Origin of the sequence: Massilia oculi, assembly GCF_003143515.1 — a bacterium.
In the GTDB taxonomy this organism is placed as follows: domain Bacteria; phylum Pseudomonadota; class Gammaproteobacteria; order Burkholderiales; family Burkholderiaceae_D; genus Telluria; species Telluria oculi.
Map to the genome: position 1 here is coordinate 469,249 of NZ_CP029343.1, position 16,452 is coordinate 485,700.

The 16,452-nt window shown below is 67.1% G+C and carries 12 protein-coding genes; 2 read left to right on the forward strand and 10 right to left on the reverse strand.

The window, feature by feature from the left end; all coding sequences use genetic code 11:
- Window positions 1-138: 138 nt before the first annotated feature.
- Window positions 139-4,251 (forward strand): response regulator, encoded by a 4,113-nt coding sequence (locus DIR46_RS02065; RefSeq protein ID WP_109343761.1) that lies wholly within the window; start codon window positions 139-141, stop codon window positions 4,249-4,251.
- On the forward strand, window positions 4,248-5,201 hold the full coding sequence (locus DIR46_RS02070) for a diguanylate cyclase domain-containing protein (protein ID WP_205289060.1): 954 nt from the start codon (window positions 4,248-4,250) through the stop codon (window positions 5,199-5,201). Before DIR46_RS02065 ends, DIR46_RS02070 begins: the two co-directional genes overlap by 4 nt.
- Before the next feature lie 10 nt (window positions 5,202-5,211).
- On the opposite strand, the gene DIR46_RS02075 is transcribed toward DIR46_RS02070, so the two are convergent.
- The 10 genes from DIR46_RS02075 to DIR46_RS02125 all read right to left on the reverse strand — a co-directional run bounded on the left by DIR46_RS02075 (window position 5,212) and on the right by DIR46_RS02125 (window position 16,437).
- Window positions 5,212-5,667 carry a MaoC family dehydratase gene (locus DIR46_RS02075; RefSeq protein ID WP_109343762.1) on the reverse strand — a complete coding sequence of 152 codons (456 nt, stop codon included), beginning with the start codon at window positions 5,665-5,667 and terminating at the stop codon, window positions 5,212-5,214.
- A gap of 10 nt (window positions 5,668-5,677) precedes the next feature.
- On the reverse strand, window positions 5,678-6,211 hold the full coding sequence (locus tag DIR46_RS02080; protein ID WP_109343763.1) for a MaoC family dehydratase: 534 nt from the start codon (window positions 6,209-6,211) through the stop codon (window positions 5,678-5,680).
- Complete coding sequence (locus tag DIR46_RS02085) at window positions 6,208-7,401, reverse strand: acyl-CoA dehydrogenase family protein (protein WP_109347870.1); 1,194 nt, start codon at window positions 7,399-7,401, stop codon at window positions 6,208-6,210. The genes DIR46_RS02080 and DIR46_RS02085 overlap by 4 nt, the downstream gene beginning before the upstream one ends.
- A gap of 7 nt (window positions 7,402-7,408) precedes the next feature.
- A complete protein-coding gene (locus tag DIR46_RS02090; RefSeq protein ID WP_109343764.1) occupies window positions 7,409-8,611 on the reverse strand; it encodes an acyl-CoA dehydrogenase family protein in 1,203 nt (400 codons plus the stop codon).
- A gap of 138 nt (window positions 8,612-8,749) precedes the next feature.
- On the reverse strand, window positions 8,750-9,460 hold the full coding sequence (locus DIR46_RS26320; RefSeq protein WP_162819376.1) for a PEP-CTERM sorting domain-containing protein: 711 nt from the start codon (window positions 9,458-9,460) through the stop codon (window positions 8,750-8,752).
- A 372-nt stretch (window positions 9,461-9,832) separates the two neighbouring features.
- The gene (locus DIR46_RS02105) at window positions 9,833-12,136 is read right to left on the reverse strand and encodes a carboxy terminal-processing peptidase (protein WP_109343766.1); all 2,304 of its coding nucleotides are present in this window, start codon (window positions 12,134-12,136) and stop codon (window positions 9,833-9,835) included.
- A 182-nt stretch (window positions 12,137-12,318) separates the two neighbouring features.
- Window positions 12,319-12,897, reverse strand: coding sequence for a hypothetical protein (locus DIR46_RS02110; protein WP_109343767.1), 579 nt, complete (start codon window positions 12,895-12,897; stop codon window positions 12,319-12,321).
- Window positions 12,898-12,904: 7 nt separating this feature from the next.
- Window positions 12,905-13,456, reverse strand: coding sequence for a thymidine kinase (locus tag DIR46_RS02115; protein ID WP_109343768.1), 552 nt, complete (start codon window positions 13,454-13,456; stop codon window positions 12,905-12,907).
- Between the two features lie 97 nt (window positions 13,457-13,553).
- Window positions 13,554-14,105: a sugar O-acetyltransferase gene (locus tag DIR46_RS02120; RefSeq protein ID WP_162819377.1), complete on the reverse strand. Its 552-nt coding sequence runs from the start codon at window positions 14,103-14,105 to the stop codon at window positions 13,554-13,556.
- A gap of 88 nt (window positions 14,106-14,193) precedes the next feature.
- The gene (locus tag DIR46_RS02125; RefSeq protein ID WP_109343769.1) at window positions 14,194-16,437 is read right to left on the reverse strand and encodes a penicillin acylase family protein; all 2,244 of its coding nucleotides are present in this window, start codon (window positions 16,435-16,437) and stop codon (window positions 14,194-14,196) included.
- Between the last annotated feature and the right edge of the window lie 15 nt (window positions 16,438-16,452).

Below are 16,452 nucleotides of genomic sequence, written 5' to 3' on the forward strand. Positions count from 1 at the left end.
CAACAATATGGCCAATCCAGCATGTTGCAGAGTGAAGACGATGGGAGGCAACAATCGAGACCGCCGCTATGCGGTATGGATGGGGCCAGCTAACATGACGCCTTGCGTCCATTACCGTGTTGAAACCAGGAGTCGTCCTTGCCGTTTTCCCGTCTTTCGCTGCCCTCGATCCGCGCCAAGCTCTACATCCTGGTGCTGGCCTGCGCGCTGCCGATCCTGGTCGGCTACGTCGCCCTGGCGCGCGATGCCGCGCTGCGCGAACGCGACCACGTGTCGCGCGACGCCCAGACGGTGGCCGAGGTGCTGGCGGCGGCGGTCGACCGCGACATCGAAAGCGGCGAAACCGCGGCCCGGGTGCTGGCCAATACGGCGATGATGTCCCGGGGCGACATGGTCGCCATCCACGAGGTGGCCAAGAGCCTGCTGCGGCCCGATTTCCCGGCCCAAGCCTTCGTATTGAGCCTGCCGAACGGCATGCCGTTGATTCATACCCGCTATCCCATCGGCGTAGCGTTGCCGCGCAGCGGCAACGAGGAAGCTATCCGGCGCGTCGCCGAGACCGGCAATACCGTGGCGTCCGGCCTGCACCGCCTGGACGGCGGCGGCCAGTACGCGCTGTCGGTCGAAGTGCCGATCTGGTACGAGGGCGAGGTGCGCTTCGTTCTGTCGGTCCACCTGCGCCCGCGCCGCATGGCCGAGCTGCTCGACAGCCAGCACCTGCCGGAAGGCTGGATCGCCGGGATTTATGACCGCCGCCTGTTGACCATCTCGCGCAGCGCCGATCGCGGCCAGCACCTGGGCTTGCCGATGGAGCCTGCGCTGGCCGAGGCCGTGGCCCGGTGCAGCGCCGGCACCGTCGAAGTGCCGCAGGATGGCGGCGGACGCGGCTACGCGGCATTCGCCCACTCACCGGAGCATGGCTGGGTGGTGACGATCCGCTATCCGCACAACGCCGCCGGCGAACTGCTCGGGCAGTCGATGGCCAAGACCGTGGCCGCGATCGTTGGCTTGCTGGCGATCAGCCTGGCCCTTGCCTGGGCCCTGGGCGGCTCGATCGCGCGCGCCGTGCAGGGCCTGGCCGGCCCCGCCGAGCGGCTGGGAAGCGGCGAGCCGCTGGTCTTGCCACCATCCGATATCCGCGAGGTGGAGACCGTGGCGCACGCGCTGCGCCGGGTCGACGCCGAGCTGCAGGAACACCGGCGCGGGCTCGAGACGCTGGTGGCCGAGCGCACGCAAGAGCTGGAACGCTCCAAGGCGCAGCTGGAAACCGTCTATGCCTCGATCCCCGTCGGCCTGTGCTTCATGGACGCCGAGCTGCGGGTGGTGATGGTCAACGACTACCTGGCCGACATCAACGGCCGTCCGGCGCGCGACCATGCCGGCCGCCGCCTGTCCGAGCTGCTGGGCCCCGTCGGCGAGGAATTCGAAGCGAATTACCGGCGCGTGATCGCCAGCGGCCGGCCGCTGGTCGAGGTCGAGGCGACCGGCGACGCCCCTTCGGCGCCGGGCAGCGCGCGTCACTGGATCTCGAGTTACTTCCCGGTGTACGGACCGGACCGCCAGCTGATGGGCGTCAACGCGGTGGTGCTCGACATCACCGACCGCAAGCGCCAGCAGCAGCGCGAGCGCGACCACCAGGAGATGTTCCGCGCCCTGTTCGAGGCCGCCGGCGACGCCCACCTGCTGCTGGCCTACGGCGCCGGCTTCGTCAGCGCCAACCAGGCCGCGGCCGACCTGTTCGGCTTCGCCACGCCGGCCGCCCTGCTCGAGGAGTCGCCGGCCAGCCTGTCGCCGCTGCTGCAGGCCGACGGCCGCCCGAGCAACGAGGGGGCGATCGAGCACATGCGGCGCACGCTGGACGAGGGCCGCGACGCGTTCGAGTGGCTGCACCTGCGCGCCGACGGCAGCGTGTTCCATGCCGACATCCTGCTGACCCGGGTCGACATCGGCGGCGTCGGCATGATGCAGGCCACGGTGCGCGACATCAGCACCCGGGTCGCGGCCGAGGCGGCGCTGCGCGCGACCGGCGTCCAGCTGGAGGCGGCGCTGCGCCTGGCCGAACAGGCCAGCCGCGCCAAGAGCGAGTTCCTGGCGAACATGAGCCACGAGCTGCGCACGCCGATGAACGCCATCGTCGGCCTGGCGCGCCTGCTCGAGGAAGGCCATCTGGGCCAGCGCGAACGCGGCTACGTGGCGCGCATGCGCACCGCCGCCCGCTCGCTGCTGGGCATGCTGAGCGACCTGCTCGACTTCTCGCGCATCGAGGCCGGCCAGCTGACCCTGGAGCGCATCCCGCTACGCCTCGACGATATCCTGGCCAGCGTCGCGGTGCTGCACGGTCCCGGCGGCTGGGCCAAGGGCGTCGAGCTGGCGTTCGCGGTGGACCCGCACCTGCCGCCGGTGCTGCAGGGCGACCCGGTGCGGCTCGAGCAGGTGCTGCTCAACCTGGTCGGCAACGCGGTCAAGTTCACCGACCGGGGAGAGATCGTGCTGTCGATCGCGCTGCGCGGCGAAGCCGACGGCCAGGCGCGCCTGGCGTTCGAGGTGCGCGACACCGGCATCGGCATCGCCCCCGAGGTGCAGGCCGGGATCTTCGAAGTGTTCTCGCAAGCCGACAGCTCGACCGTGCGCAAATATGGCGGCGCCGGCCTGGGCCTGTCGATCGCGCGGCGGCTTGTCGAGCTGGCCGGCGGCGTCTTGCGCCTGGACAGCGTGCCCGGCGCCGGCGCGACCTTCCATTTCGACCTGTCGTTCCCGATACTGGAAGCCGCGCCCGAGGCGCCGGCCCGCGGGGACGGTGGCCGGCGTGTATTGGTCGCCGACGACAACGCCAGCGCGCGCGCCGCCCTGGCCGCGGCCTGCGCCGCCTTCGGCTGGCGGGTGGACACGGCGTCCGATGGCGGCGCCGCCCTCGAGGCGCTGCGCGCTGCGCGCTACGACCTCGCCTTCATCGACAGCGACATGCCCGGCCTCGACGGCCTGCCCTTGATCTCGGCCGTGCGCGCGGCGCCAGTGAATGGGCATGGACCTCGCTTCTGCCTGCTGGCGCCCGATCCCGAGACCGAGCGCTATGCCGAGTTGGCCGACGAGTTGCGCGATGAGCTGGGCGTGGCGGCGGTACTGGGCAAACCCTTTACCCGCGCCAGCCTGGGCGCGGCCGTGGACCGGCTCCTGGGCGGCGCCGGGACGGCGCATCCGGCGCCGGCCAGCACGCCGCTGGCCGGCGCCCTGCGCGGCCTGCGGGTGTTGATGGTCGAGGACAACCCGATCAACCAGGAAGTGGCCAGCTTCATCCTGGCCCATGCCGGCGCCACCTTCGAGATCGCCGCCAACGGCCGCGCCGCCCTGAGCATGCTGCAGGAAGACGCCGCCTACGACGTGGTGCTGATGGACTTGCAGATGCCGGTGATGAACGGCTTCGAGGCGACCGCCGCGATCCGCGCCGCCGGCCTGGACCTGCCGATCGTCGCCATGACCGCGAACGCGATGGACGAGGACCGCCAGCGCTCCCTCGACGCGGGCATGCAGGCCCACCTGGCCAAGCCGATCGACGTCGACGCGCTGGTCGCGACCTTGTCGCGGGTAACTCAATATATGCGGCGCACGCGGCACGCGCCCGCCGCCCTCGAGCCCGCAGTGCCCGCCTCGCTGCCGCACCTGCCCGGCATCGACGTGAAATCGACCCTGCCGCGGTTTGCCGGCAGCGTCGAGCGCTTCTGCGAACTGTTCATCCGCTACGCCGAGGGCCAGGCACAGACCTTCGGCGAGCTGCGCGCCCACGTCGAGGCCGGCGAGCGCGGCGCCGCCGGACAGCTGGCGCACCGGCTGCGCGGCGTGAGCGCCAATCTCGGCGCCACCGAAGCGGCCGAGGCGGCCCATGCGCTCGAACACGCGCTGCGCGATGCCGACGACGGCACGGTGCGCCTGCGCCTGGCCGATCTGGCGCGCGCGCTCGATGCCGTGACCGCAACCGCGCGCGAGCTGGCGCCCCCGCCCGCCGCCGGAGCGGCGCCGGACCTACCCGCCCTGGATGAGGGCGCCACGCTGCACGATTCGCTGGCGCGCCTGCTCCACTTACTGGAGAATAATAATATGAGGGCGATCGCCGCCGAAGCCGCCTTGCGGCCGGCCCTGGCGCTGGACGCCGGGCAGCCAGTCGCGACCGCGCTGGCCGACGCCGTCGCCACGCTGCGCTTCGACGAAGCGGCGCGCCAGGTGGCGGATCTCATCAAGCGAAAGGGAATACCGTGAGCTGGACCGAGATGGCACTCAATGGCCGCATCCTGGTGGTCGACGATGCGATGGAAAACATCCAGATCCTGCATGCGGCGCTGCAGGAAGAGCAGGAAGTGCTGTTCGCGCTGAATGGCGAGCGCGCGCTCGAGCTGGCGCGTTCCCAGCACCCGGACCTGATCCTGGTCGACGCCATGATGCCCGACATGGACGGCTACGCCGTGTGCGCGGCCCTACGCGCGGCGCCCGAGACGCGCGACATCCCAGTCATCTTCGTCACCGCACTCAAGACGCCGGAAGATGAAACCCGCGCGCTGGAGGCCGGCGCGGCCGACTTCATCACCAAACCGGTCAACGCGGCCGTGGTGCGCGCCCGCGTGCGTACCCAGCTGACCGTCAAGCGCCAGGCCGACGCCCTGCGCGCACTGACCCTGACCGACCCGCTGACAGGCGTGGCCAATCGCCGCGCCTTCGATGAGCGCCTGGAAGCCGAATGGCGCCGTTGCGGGCGCGCCGGGCTGCCGGTGGCGCTGATCCTGGCCGACGTCGACCATTTCAAGGCCTATAACGACCACTACGGCCACCAGGCCGGCGACGCCTGCCTGGTGCAGGTGGCGGCGGCGCTGCGGCGCGGCGCCGGCCGCACTCACGACCTGGTCACCCGCTATGGCGGCGAGGAATTCGCCATCCTGCTGCCCCAGCTCGACGCGCTCGGCGCCGAAGGCGTGGCGCATCGCCTGCTGGATGAGCTGGCCCAGCTCGGCCTGCCGCACGCGGCCTCGCCCACGGCGCCGCACCTGACGATGAGCCTGGGGCTGTCGAGCCTGGTGCCGCGCGATGCGCAAGGGGCCGACGTCCTGGTGGCCAGCGCCGACGCCCTGCTGTACCAGGCCAAGGCGGATGGGCGCAATCAATACCGGATGGGCGGCGTGGGGGCGCTCGGCAATGCCGGCGGCCACGGCTCATGAAGACGGCGCTTCAGGCGTAGCAGCGGATCAGGAATTCGGCCACGCACACGGGCTTGGCCGCTCCTTCGGCCTCGATCGTCACGTCCCAGGTAAATTGCCAGCCGCCGGCGACCGCATCGGCGCCGCGCAAGGTCCAGCGCCCGCGCACCCGGCTGCCGGCCGGCAGCGGGCTCGGGAAGCGCACCTTGTTCAGGCCATAGTTCACGCCCATGCGCATGCCCTCGATCGCCAGGGCGCTGGTGAGCATGGCCGGCAGCAGCGACAGCGTGAGAAAGCCGTGCGCCACCGGCTGGCCGAACGGCGACTCGCGCTTGCAGCGCTCGGGATCGAGATGGATCCACTGGCGGTCGTCGGTGGCTTCGGCGAAGGTGGCGATGCGGTCTTGCCCGACCTCGAACCAGTCGGACACGGCGACTTCGCTGCCAACGCGCGCCGGCAAGGCATCGAGTGCGATCGTGGTGGCCATTCGTTCTCCCTTAGTTGTTCCTGGTGGGACGGCGCCCGTAGAGGCCGATGCCGTCGACCGTGCACACCTCGTCGCCGTGCTGGTTGGTGGCGGTCCAGGTCGACCAGACGACGCCGCGATCGGGTTTGCTGTTGGACGCCTTGACCTGGCGCGTCAGGTAGCGCACGCGCAGGGTGTCGCCGGCGCGCACCGGCTGCAGCCAGCGTACGCCGTCGAGGCCGGGAGAACCCATGCCGTCGGCCGCGTTCAGGAGGCCGTCGACCACCATGCGCATCATCATGCTGCAGGTGTGCCAGCCGCTGGCGATCAGGCCGCCGTAGGGCGACTGTTGCGCCGCCCCGGCGTCGACATGGAAGGACTGCGGGTCGAACGCGCGTGCGAAGGCGAGGATCTCGGCTTCGGTGACGACGCGCTCGCCCAGGTCGATTTTTTGGCCTGGATAGAAATCTTCGAAATACCAGCGCTTGCCGGCCGGGGCATCGGAGTGGACGTGCTCGCGCGCGTGCGCCGGCATGCCCGCCCCCTCGTCTGGTCTTGCAGTCATGCGGCCTCCCGGAATCCCGGCTGCGCCATGAAGCGCTCCAGGTGGTGGTCCATATCGCCCAGCGTCAGTTCGATCATCGACAGGCGCTTGAAGTAATGCGAAGCCGGCAGCTCGTCGGTCACGCCCATGCCGCCATGCAGCTGGATGGCGCCCTGGCCGATGAAGCGCGCGGCCAGGCCCACGCGGTACTTGGCGGCCGACACCACGCGCCGGCGCGTCTTTGCGCTGGCATCGCGATCGGCATTGGCGCTGTCACTACCGGCGCCGCCAGCCGAACGGGCCAGGGCCAGCGCCGCGAGCAAGGCCATCGATCGCGCCTGCTCGAGGTGGATCGCCATATCGGCCATCCGGTGCTGCAGCGCCTGAAACTTGCCGATCGGCGCGCCGAACTGCTGGCGCGTCTTGAGATACTCGAGCGTCATGTCGAACAGCACCTGCATTGCCCCCAGCGCCTCGGCGCACAGCAGGCCGGCGCCAACATCCAGCGCCGCATCGAGGATGGCGCCACCCTCATCCACCCGGCCGACCACCGCATCTGGCCCGACCATCACGCCGTCAAGCGCTACGTCGGACGCACGCAAGCCATCGAGCGTGCGATAGCCCGTGACGCGCAGCCCGGCGCTGTCGCGCGGCACCACGAACAGACTCACACCATCGATGCCCTGCCCGTTGCCCACACTCGCCGCGCTGCGCGCCGACACGATCAGGGCATCGGCTTCGGCGCCATGCAGCACCACCCGCTTCTCGCCATGCAGGCGATAGCCGCCATCGACCGCCTCGGCCCGCGTGGCGATGTCGAAGGCGTCGTGCCGCGACTGACGTTCGCCCAGCGCGCAGGCCAGCTTGACTTCACCGCCGGCCACCCGCTCGAGCAGCGTACCGTGAGCGCCACCCAGGCGCAGGAATTCGGCGCCCAGTACCGTCGCCACGTACGGTTCGACCACCAGTCCACGGCCGAGTTCCTGCATCACGGCGAACATGGCGACGGCGTCGCCGCCGAAGCCGCCGTGCGCCTCGGGCACCGGCAGCGCCGTCAGGCCCAGTTCCACCATGGTGGCCCAGGCATCCGGCGAAACGCCCGACTCGGAATGCACGATCGCACGCCGCGTCTCGAAGCCATAGTCGCGACCGATCCAGCGCCGGATCGCATCGGCCAGCTGCTGCTGTTCCCCGTTCAGTTCGAAATGCATGCCGTCCTCACAGTCCAAGAATCATCTGGGAGATGATGTTGCGTTGGATTTCATTCGACCCGCCGTAGATCGAAGTCTTGCGGTAGTTGAAGTAATAGCCGGCCAACGGGGCCGCATCGTCGTCGCCCGCGATGGCGTGTTCGCGCGCTCCGCCCAGGTAGGCCGGATCGAAGGGCAGCGCCAGCGGGCCGGCCGCCTCGACCATCAGCTCGGTGAGCGCCTGCTGGATCTCGGTGCCTTTCACCTTCAGCATCGACGCTTCGGGGCCGGGCGCGGCCTCGCCCCGGGCCAGCACGCGCAGCACCGTCATCTCGAGCGCCATCAATTCGATCTCGAGCGCCGCCACCTTCGCCCCGAACAGAGGGTCGTCGAGGAGCGGCCGTCCACGCTTGCGTTCGCGCAGCGCCAGGCGCTTGACGAAGGCCAGCTCGCGCTTGGAACGGCCGACGGCGGCGATGCCGGTGCGCTCGTGGCCGAGCAGGTATTTGGCATAGGTCCAGCCGCGGTTTTCCTGGCCCACCAGGTTGGCGACCGGCACCCTGACGTTGTCGAAGAAGACTTCGTTGACTTCGTGGTCTTCGTCGAGCATCGCGATCGGGCGCACGGTGACGCCGGGACTGCGCATGTCGATGAGCAGGAAGGAAATGCCCTCCTGCTTGCGCACGCCGGGATCGGTGCGCACCAGGCAGAAGATCATGTCGGCGTGCTGGGCCAGGGTGGTCCAGGTCTTCTGGCCGTTGACGATGTAATGACCGCCCTCGGCGTCCTGCACGTGGACCGCGCTCGTCTTGAGCGCGGCCAGGTCGGAGCCGGCGCCGGGCTCGGAATAGCCCTGGCACCACCAGTCCTCGCAGGACAGGATGCGCGGCAGGTAATAGTCCTTCTGCTGCTGGCTGCCGAAAGCCATGATCACGGGCGCCACCATATTGACGCCGAACGGAAGGACTTGCGGCGTACCGGCCAGCGCGCATTCTTGCTCGAAGATGTGGCGCTGCAGCGGCGTCCAGCCGGGCCCACCGTATTCGACCGGCCAGCCGGGCGCTGCCCAGCCCTGGGCGGCCAGGATGCGGTGCCAGCGGACGTAGTCGTCGCGGGTCAGGCGCAGGTGCTGCCGGACCTTGTGCTGGAGTTCAGGGGGAAGATGGGAAGCGAGAAAAGCGCGGACCCGGTCGCGAAAGGCCAGGTCCTCGTCGGAGTAGTACAGGTCCACGTCGTCTCCTTGTTGTCGCCGTCATGAATAGCACGATCGTTCACAAGGATTGTACCCGAATCGGCCGCGCCGCCTAGCGTTGACGGCGCGGATGACCTGGCCTGGCCCTGCCTTGAAACGGCCAGGCCAGGACGCCGATTACTGCTTGGCGTTGCGGCGACGCGAGAAGGCGCCGGCGCCCATCAGGCCAGCCAGCATCAGCGCGATGGTGCCTGGTTCCGGCACGGCGTTGACCTGGTCCGGCAGTGCGCCGATCTGGTCCTGGACCGGCAAGTTGAAGACCGGGTCCGCATCCGGCGCCGGCACGGTCACGTTGCCGCCACCGCTGTCGCTGCCCGAGCCTGGCGCGGCAGGGCTGCCGCTGCTGCCGCCTGGCGCAGCGCTGCCGCCGCCCACTGGCGCACTGCCAGCGCCACCGCCACCGCCGGCGGCCGGGGCGCCGCCGACCGGTGCGCCGGGCGCGGCAGCGCCGCCGCCGACATTCTGGCCAGGCACGATCTTCACGCCGTCACCATCGTTGATGACCGACACGGAGTTACCATAACGGGCCGCCAGCAGGCCGTTACCGGCGCTCAGCACGTAGGCCGCGTCGATGCCTTGCTGGACGAAGAGTTTCTGCGCATCGGCGGACGAGAGGCTGGCGCTGGCCTTGCCGATCAGGTTGCCGGTGCTGCCGTGCGCGACGCCGCCTACCAGGCTGACGTCGCTACCGAGCACACCCGAACCGATCACACTGGTACCGTTTCCGGCGGTCCATCCATTCTGAAAGCCTGTCGTGGAGACGACATCTGCCTGGGCTGCACCGGCGCAGGCCAGCAGGGCAGCAACAACGAGGTGACGTGTTGACATGAAGATAACTCCTAAGTTAAGTAAGGATTATTGTTTTTACAACTACGGAATTATCGTATCACAAACAAAAAAGACTTAAGTTTTGACCAACATCAAATCGTGCATGCGAACTTATTGTTGAGTTGTAGTTTTTTCATTCCCCACATAACGCTACTGACAGCAAGTTCATTTTGCTTTGATCACTACTGGCAGAACATGCAATTCCAGGCGAGGCGCGGCCGAGCGTAGCGACCGCCCTGGCAACTTTGCTAGTTATTCTGACAAGAAACGCTGCAAGGGCCAATTGATGTGGGCAGCAAATAAAAAAGCCACGCCTGTCACGGCGTGGCCTTTCATGGAGCGGCGCGATATCGTGCCGCGCTTCGTACGCTCTTACTTGCTGTCAACCACCGTCATGTACGGCATGACGCGCGACGCCATCCGGGTATCGGTCTTCAGCATGCCGACCTCGTCCGCCAGGATATTGGCCGCCTCTTGCAGCATCACATCCTTGGCATCCTTTGCCGCCTTCTCGGCCGCCAGTTCTGCCTTGAGGTCGCGCTCGTCGCCCTGCAGGCCATCGTCCTGGCGCGGGGTTCCGCGCACTGCCACCACCGTTTTCTCGGGCTTGGTCGGATCCGGCGTCTCGGCGCGCTTCTCGGCGCTGCCCGGACCGCTGGCCGGCTCGCCCGGCGTCGACGAGGTGCCTGCCAGACGCGCTTCGCGCAGTTTCGAGCGGGCATCCTGGGCGTCGCGTTCCTTGCGCCGCACGGCCTCGTTCAGCGAGATGAGGTTCTCCTTGCGCAGCTTCAGCACCTCGTTGATGTCTTCCTGCAGGAACTGGAAGTCCTTATCGTTGGCGATGCGTTCTTCATGGCGCTTCTGCAGCGGTGCGACCAGCTCCTTCAGATCGCCCAGCGGCATGTATTGCGCCGGCTTGATCGCCACCCATGGCAGCGCATTGTCGTACGACGATTCGCCAAAGGTGTCCATATCGGTCAGCACCGGCAGCTTGATGTCCGGCGTCACACCGCGCAACTGGGTGGTGCCACCATTGATGCGGAAGAATTGGGCGATGGTCATTTTCAGTTCGCCGTAGCGCATCTTCTCGTTCGGCGCAAAGCGGTCGAGGTCGATCAGGGTCTGGACCGTGCCCTTGCCGAAGCTCGGCTCGCCGATCACGAGGCCGCGGCCGTAATCCTGGATCGCCGCCGCGAAGATCTCGGACGCCGAGGCAGAACCGCGGTTGATCAGCACGCCCATCGGACCGTCCCAGGCCAGGCCCGGCTTGGTGTCGCTCTCGACTTCGACCCGGCCTTCGGCGGTGCGCTGCATCACGACCGGACCCTTGTCGATGAACAGGCCGGTCAGCTCGACCGCCTCGGTCAGCGAACCGCCGCCGTTATTGCGCAAGTCGATCAGGACGTTGTCGACCTTCTCTTTCTTGAGTTCGGTCAAGATGCGTTCGACGTCGCGGGTCGCGCTGCGGAACTCGCGATCGCCCTTGCGACGCGCTTCGAAGTCCTGGTAGAAGGTCGGCAGCGCGATGACACCGATGCGGCGCTCGACGCCGTTTTCCTTGACCTTGATGATCGACTTCTTGGCGGCCTGCTCTTCCATGCTGATCTTGTTGCGCACCATCGAGACGGTCATGTGCTTGGCGTCGACGCCGCCGTCGCCCGGGATCACGTCCAGGCGCACAGTCGAGCCCTTCTCGCCGCGCACCAGCGCCACCACGTCGTCCAGGCGCCATCCCAGCACGTCGACGAATGGCTTGTCGCCCTGGGCCACGCCGACGATGCGGTCGCCGACCTTCAGCTTGCCCGACTTGTCGGCCGGGCTGCCCGGCACGATCTCGCGGATGATGGTGTAATCGTCACGCGACTGCAGCACGCAGCCGATGCCTTCGAGCGACAGACGCATCGCGATGTCGAAGTTGTCGGCCGAGCGTGGGCCAAGGTAGTTGGTGTGCGGCTCGATCGCGGTCGCATACGCGTTCATGAACATCTGGAACACGTCCTCGTTGTTCAGCTTGCGGATGCGGTTGACGTAGTTGTCATAGCGCTTGTCGAGCGTTTCGCGGATCGACTTGTCGTCCTTGCCGGCCAGCTTGAGGCGCAGCCAGTCGTTCTTGACCCGCTTGCGCCAGAGGTCGCGGATCTCGTCCTCATTCTTGGCCCAGGCCGCCTTTTCGCGGTCGAGCTGCATGGTCTCGTCGGTGGTGAAGTCGAAGTTGGTCTTGAGCAGACCACGCGCATAGGCCATGCGTTCGGCGAAGCGCTTCTGGTACAGATTGTAGATGGCGAACGGCGCGGTCAGGTCTTCATTGTTGATGGCGTCGTCCATCTGGGTGCGCAGCGCTGCAAGCCGGTCCAGGTCGGACTGGACGAAGTACAGCTTCTCGCCATCGAGCCCATCGAAGTAATTGTCGAAGATCTTGGCCGACATGGCGTCGTCCAGCGGCACCGGGCTGTAGTGGTAGCGGCCCAGCACGCGCGAGGCCCACAGGGCGGCCTGGGTCTGGGCGGCAATCGGCTTCATCTCGAGCGATGCCGGGGGCGCGGCGGTCTTCTTGGAGTCGGCGGACTTGGCAGGCGCCGCGGGCGTTGCGATGGCAGCCGATTTCTCGGGCTGTGCGGTCACCACATGGGCGGACATGGCAAATGCCATGGCGGCGATGAGCACGTGCTTCTTCATTCTGCGTTTCTCCGTACGGAATTCCTGCGGATTGCGACATGACCAATATCGATAAGCCAGCCATACCGCGCTTTGCGGTCCATTCTACAGGATACAAACACGTGCCAGAGGCGGCTTGTCCCGCTTGAAGCGCCGGAATCATCCGAAATTAAGTCTGACGTAAGCGATTTTTCGCCAAATCTTTACGCCTTGATAAGTACCAGCGCCGCATCCTTGAAATACCAGCATGCCAGGACCAGCGCCAGCAGTGGCGCCCAGGGCCAGGAGCGGGCCGCCAGCTTCCAGTCGACCGGCGATGGCCAGAATGACAGGAACTGGGGCGCGAGGAAGAACATGATGGCAAGGTCGACCGGCTCGAAGGCCAGGCCCCCGCGCGTGCGCCACCACGCCACGCCGAGCGGCACCAGCAGCACCAGCAGCGGCGCCAGAGCGGCCGGGGCCGCGTTGTACCAGCGCAGGTTGGCGAAGGTGACCGAGCCGAGTTCCCAGTTATGCCCGCCCTTGGGCCGTTTGATGCGGCGCGGGAACACGCTCATCCCGACCGGCTCGGCATTGGTCAGCAAGCCCACCGAAAAATGGGCGAGCTCATGGCACAGGGTGCCGGCGGCGGTGAAGACGAAGAAACCGGGATGGGCGCTGGAGGCGATCCACAGCAGCACGGCCAGCGCGGCCGAGGGGATCAGGTACAGAACGATGTCGAGTGCGGGCCCGGCCGCGGCGCAGGCGGCGGCAGGGAGCCAGGCGCCGCAAGCGAACGACATGGCGGGCTCAGGCCGAGTAGAAGCAGCGTCCGCAGGCCTGGCGGTAGCTTTCGTTGCCGCCGATGCTGACCTGTTCGCCTTCGCGGATGCGGCGACCCTGTTCGTCGACGCGGATATTCATGGTCGCCTTCTTGCCGCAGGTGCAGATATTCTTGATTTCCTCGATATCGTCGGCCAGCGCCAGCAGATAGGCCGAGCCGGGGAACGGCTCGCCGCGAAAATCGCTGCGCAGCCCATAGCAGATGACGGGCACCCCGCGCACCTGGGCCAACTGGTGCAGCTGGCTGACCTGGGCGCTGGTGAGGAACTGCGATTCATCCACGAGCAGGCAAGCCACGCCGGACACTTGCTCGAGGAAATTGGTGTCGGTGTCGAATACCTCGGCATTACGCTGGGCGCCCAGGCGCGAGGTGATCAGGCCGACGCCATAGCGGTTGTCGATCGCCGCCGTGTACAGCTTGACCTGCTGGCCCTGCTCTTCGTAGTTATGGGCGACCTGCAACAGGGCGGTCGATTTGCCGGCGTTCATTGCCGAATACCTGAAATAGAGTTTGGCCACTGCCCTGTCCTGCCTTGCTGTCCGATGAAGCGAAGCTGCGATTATAGCAAGCAGGAAACAGGCGCCGCCAGCCATTCGGCGCCGGACAAGACCGTGGTCAGTCCGAGATCGGCTGCGCCGGATTGCCCGCAACCTGGGCGCCGGGCGACACGTCATGCGTCACCACGCTGCCGGCCCCGACGATCGCATCGTCGCCGATCGTCACGCCGGGAAGAATGATGGCGCCGCCGCCGATCCAGACGTTGCGGCCGATGGCGACCGGCCGTCCGGATTCGAAGCCGGCGCGGCGCAGGGCCGGGTCGCGAGGATGGTCGGCGGTATAGATGTGCACGCCGGGGCCGATGCGGCAATCGTCGCCGATCGTGATCGGCGCGACGTCGAGGAAGACGCAGTCGAAGTTGATGAAGACGCGTGCGCCGAGGGTGATGTGCCAGCCGTAGTCGCAGTGGAAAGGCGGACGCACGGTCGTACCCTGCCCCGCGCGCGCGGTCCGCTCGCCCAGCAGCGACTGCCAGCTGGCCGGCTCGCCCAGCGCACCGTTGTAGCGCGCCAGCCAGGCCGCCGTGGCATTCTGTTCGGCGCGCAGCTCGGGATCGCTGGCGTGGTACGGCATGCCGGCCAACATCTTCTGTTTTTCGCTCAGTTCCACGCGGTCCTTTCTGAGTGCACCTGCTGTCAGCGACTGGTTTACGTCGGCTGACGTGGCTGACGGAGCGTGAACGGGAGACCCGTCCACCCTACTGCCCCGGATGGTATTTGCGTTCCAGGTTGCGCTCGATGTCTTCCTTGTAGAACAGCACGTCCTTGAACTCGCCGCGCGCATACATCGCCGCCTGGTCGTTGAAGTGCGGCGAACGCGGATCGCCGCTCTGGCCCCCGGCCAGGATGCTCTTGGCCTTGATGCGCGGGCCGAACTCGACCGCCGCGACGAAGCTGTTGCCGCGATCGCCATAGATGCGTTTGGTTTTCTGCTTGGCCGACATGCCGAACGAGGCCAGCGAGCCCCAGTTGGCCGACGCGAAAGCGACCGGAATACTGGGCTTGCTGTCGTCGTACTGCTGGTCGACGTCGCCACTGATGCGCTGGAAGCGGTTGATCTCGCCCCATGGCGTGCGCCAGTCGCCGAAGTCGGCCTGCAGCTTGTTCGAGGCCCGCACCAGCGCATCGAGGCGATCGGCCGGGCTCAGACGAGAAGCGATGTAGTCGACCGCCGGGATGTCCTCGGCACGCGCACGCGCGCCATGCTCCGCCACCATCTCTTGCCCCCAATAGATCGCGAGCGAGGTCGGTACCGAATCGATCGCGTAACGCAGGTTCCAGTCGCGCAGCACGGCGATCTGCTCGAGCAGCGCGGCCTTGCGCGCATCGCTTTCGTGCAGCGCTTCGTAATCCGCCACCACGGCCGGCACCAATGGCTCGAACGCGGCCAGGCGCGTGTCGTAGGACGCCGCGATCAGCCCATCGACGGTGAGCCCCTTGGCATCCTTGAACACACGATCGGCGTTACGGCCACGGGCATTCTCGGGCAGCGACCACATATAGGCCGGGTAGCTGGCGCATTTCGGGCTGCTGCCGGCGCCGGCCGCATTACACGGCCAGTTGTTGGTATTGGAGATGTAGCCGCTGGCCGGGTTCAGCAGGGTGATCGTTTCCTTGATCTCGTGCAGACCTTGCCACTCGGTGGCCGGATTGCTGCCGTCGACCGGGCGGGTCCAGTCGAAGCGCGGATCGCGTTTCGGGATGAAGTTGCCGTGGAAGTAGGCAATATTGCCTTGGGCGTCGGCGTACACGGTGTTGTTCGAGGAATTGGTCCGCAGTTCCATCGCCTTGTAGAACGCGTTGTAGTCGCGCGCCTTGGTGCGGGTATAGGACTGGGTCAGCGCATTGAGCGGGTCGTCCATCATCTTGACCGACACCCATTTATTTCCCTCCTGGCGCACGACCGGGCCGTGGTGGGTGAAATAGGCGGTGACGGTACGGCTGGCCATGCCGCCGTTCGGCGTTTTATAGGGCAGGTTGATCTGGGCGGTGCGCATCCGGCCTTCGTGCTTGCCGTACTTATAGAAGAACTCGCCGTCGCGCTCGACCACGGTCTCGAGGTATTCGTCGATCACGTCGCCGCCGCCCGAGGTGTGCATCCAGCCCAGCTTGTCGTTGAAACCCTGATAGATGAAGAACTGGCCCCAGGTCACGGCGCCGTAGGCGTTCAGGCCCTCGTCGCTGACCATGTGCACCTCGGGACGGAAGTAGAACGAGGTGTGCGGGTTGATCATCAGGAGCGCATGGCCGCTCGCCGAGCGCCTGGGGGAGATGGCGAAGCCATTCGAGCCGCGCGGCTCCGGATCGAAGCCCTTGTCGACGCCGGCTTGGGCCAGCGCCGGGCGCTTGCCGTAGAAACGCTCCAGTTCCCTGAGGTCGATCGACTCGATGTCGCCACCGATGCTGCCCTCGCTGAACGTCAGGGCCATCCATGGCTCGAAGCGGGTCAGGAGCTTCGGCTTGACCTCGGGGTGGGTGTGCAGGTAATAGTTGAGACCGTCGGCGAAGGAATTCATCAGGTTCTTCAGCCACACCGGGCTGGCGGCGTACTTGGCCTGCATCTCGGCCGGCTGGATGTACATCTTCATGCGCAGGTCGCGCCAGATTTCCTTCTCGCCCTCGACCTCGGCCAGGCGCCCCATCGCATTAATGTAATTGAGCTCGATACGATTGAAGTCGTCCTCGGCCTGGGCGTACAGCATGCCGAACACGGTGTCGGCGTCGGTAATGCCGTAGATGTGCGGAATACCCCATTTGTCGCGCATGATCGTCACGCGTTGCGCGGTCGCCTTCCAGCGCGCGACGTCGGCAGCGCTGAAGGCTGGCGTCGCGGGCGCGGCGATGGCCGGCGCCTTGCCCTGGGCAACGGCGATTCCTGGGGCGGCCGCAGCAGCCAGGAGAGCGCCGAGCAGGACCGGCGTGAACGAAAGGGGCATGCGCATCGTTGGTCTTCCTTC

Bases quoted from the DNA above. Each gene is read 5' to 3' on its own strand.
- DIR46_RS02075 (WP_109343762.1), bottom strand. From the start codon at position 5,667: ATGGCCACCACGATCGCACTCGATGCCTTGCCGGCGCGCGTTGGCAGC.
- DIR46_RS02080 (WP_109343763.1), bottom strand. From the start codon at position 6,211: ATGACTGCAAGACCAGACGAGGGGGCGGGCATGCCGGCGCACGCGCGC.
- DIR46_RS02085 (WP_109347870.1), bottom strand. From the start codon at position 7,401: ATGCATTTCGAACTGAACGGGGAACAGCAGCAGCTGGCCGATGCGATC.
- DIR46_RS26320 (WP_162819376.1), bottom strand. From the start codon at position 9,460: ATGTCAACACGTCACCTCGTTGTTGCTGCCCTGCTGGCCTGCGCCGGT.
- DIR46_RS02105 (WP_109343766.1), bottom strand. From the start codon at position 12,136: ATGAAGAAGCACGTGCTCATCGCCGCCATGGCATTTGCCATGTCCGCC.
- DIR46_RS02110 (WP_109343767.1), bottom strand. From the start codon at position 12,897: ATGTCGTTCGCTTGCGGCGCCTGGCTCCCTGCCGCCGCCTGCGCCGCG.
- DIR46_RS02125 (WP_109343769.1), bottom strand. From the start codon at position 16,437: ATGCGCATGCCCCTTTCGTTCACGCCGGTCCTGCTCGGCGCTCTCCTG.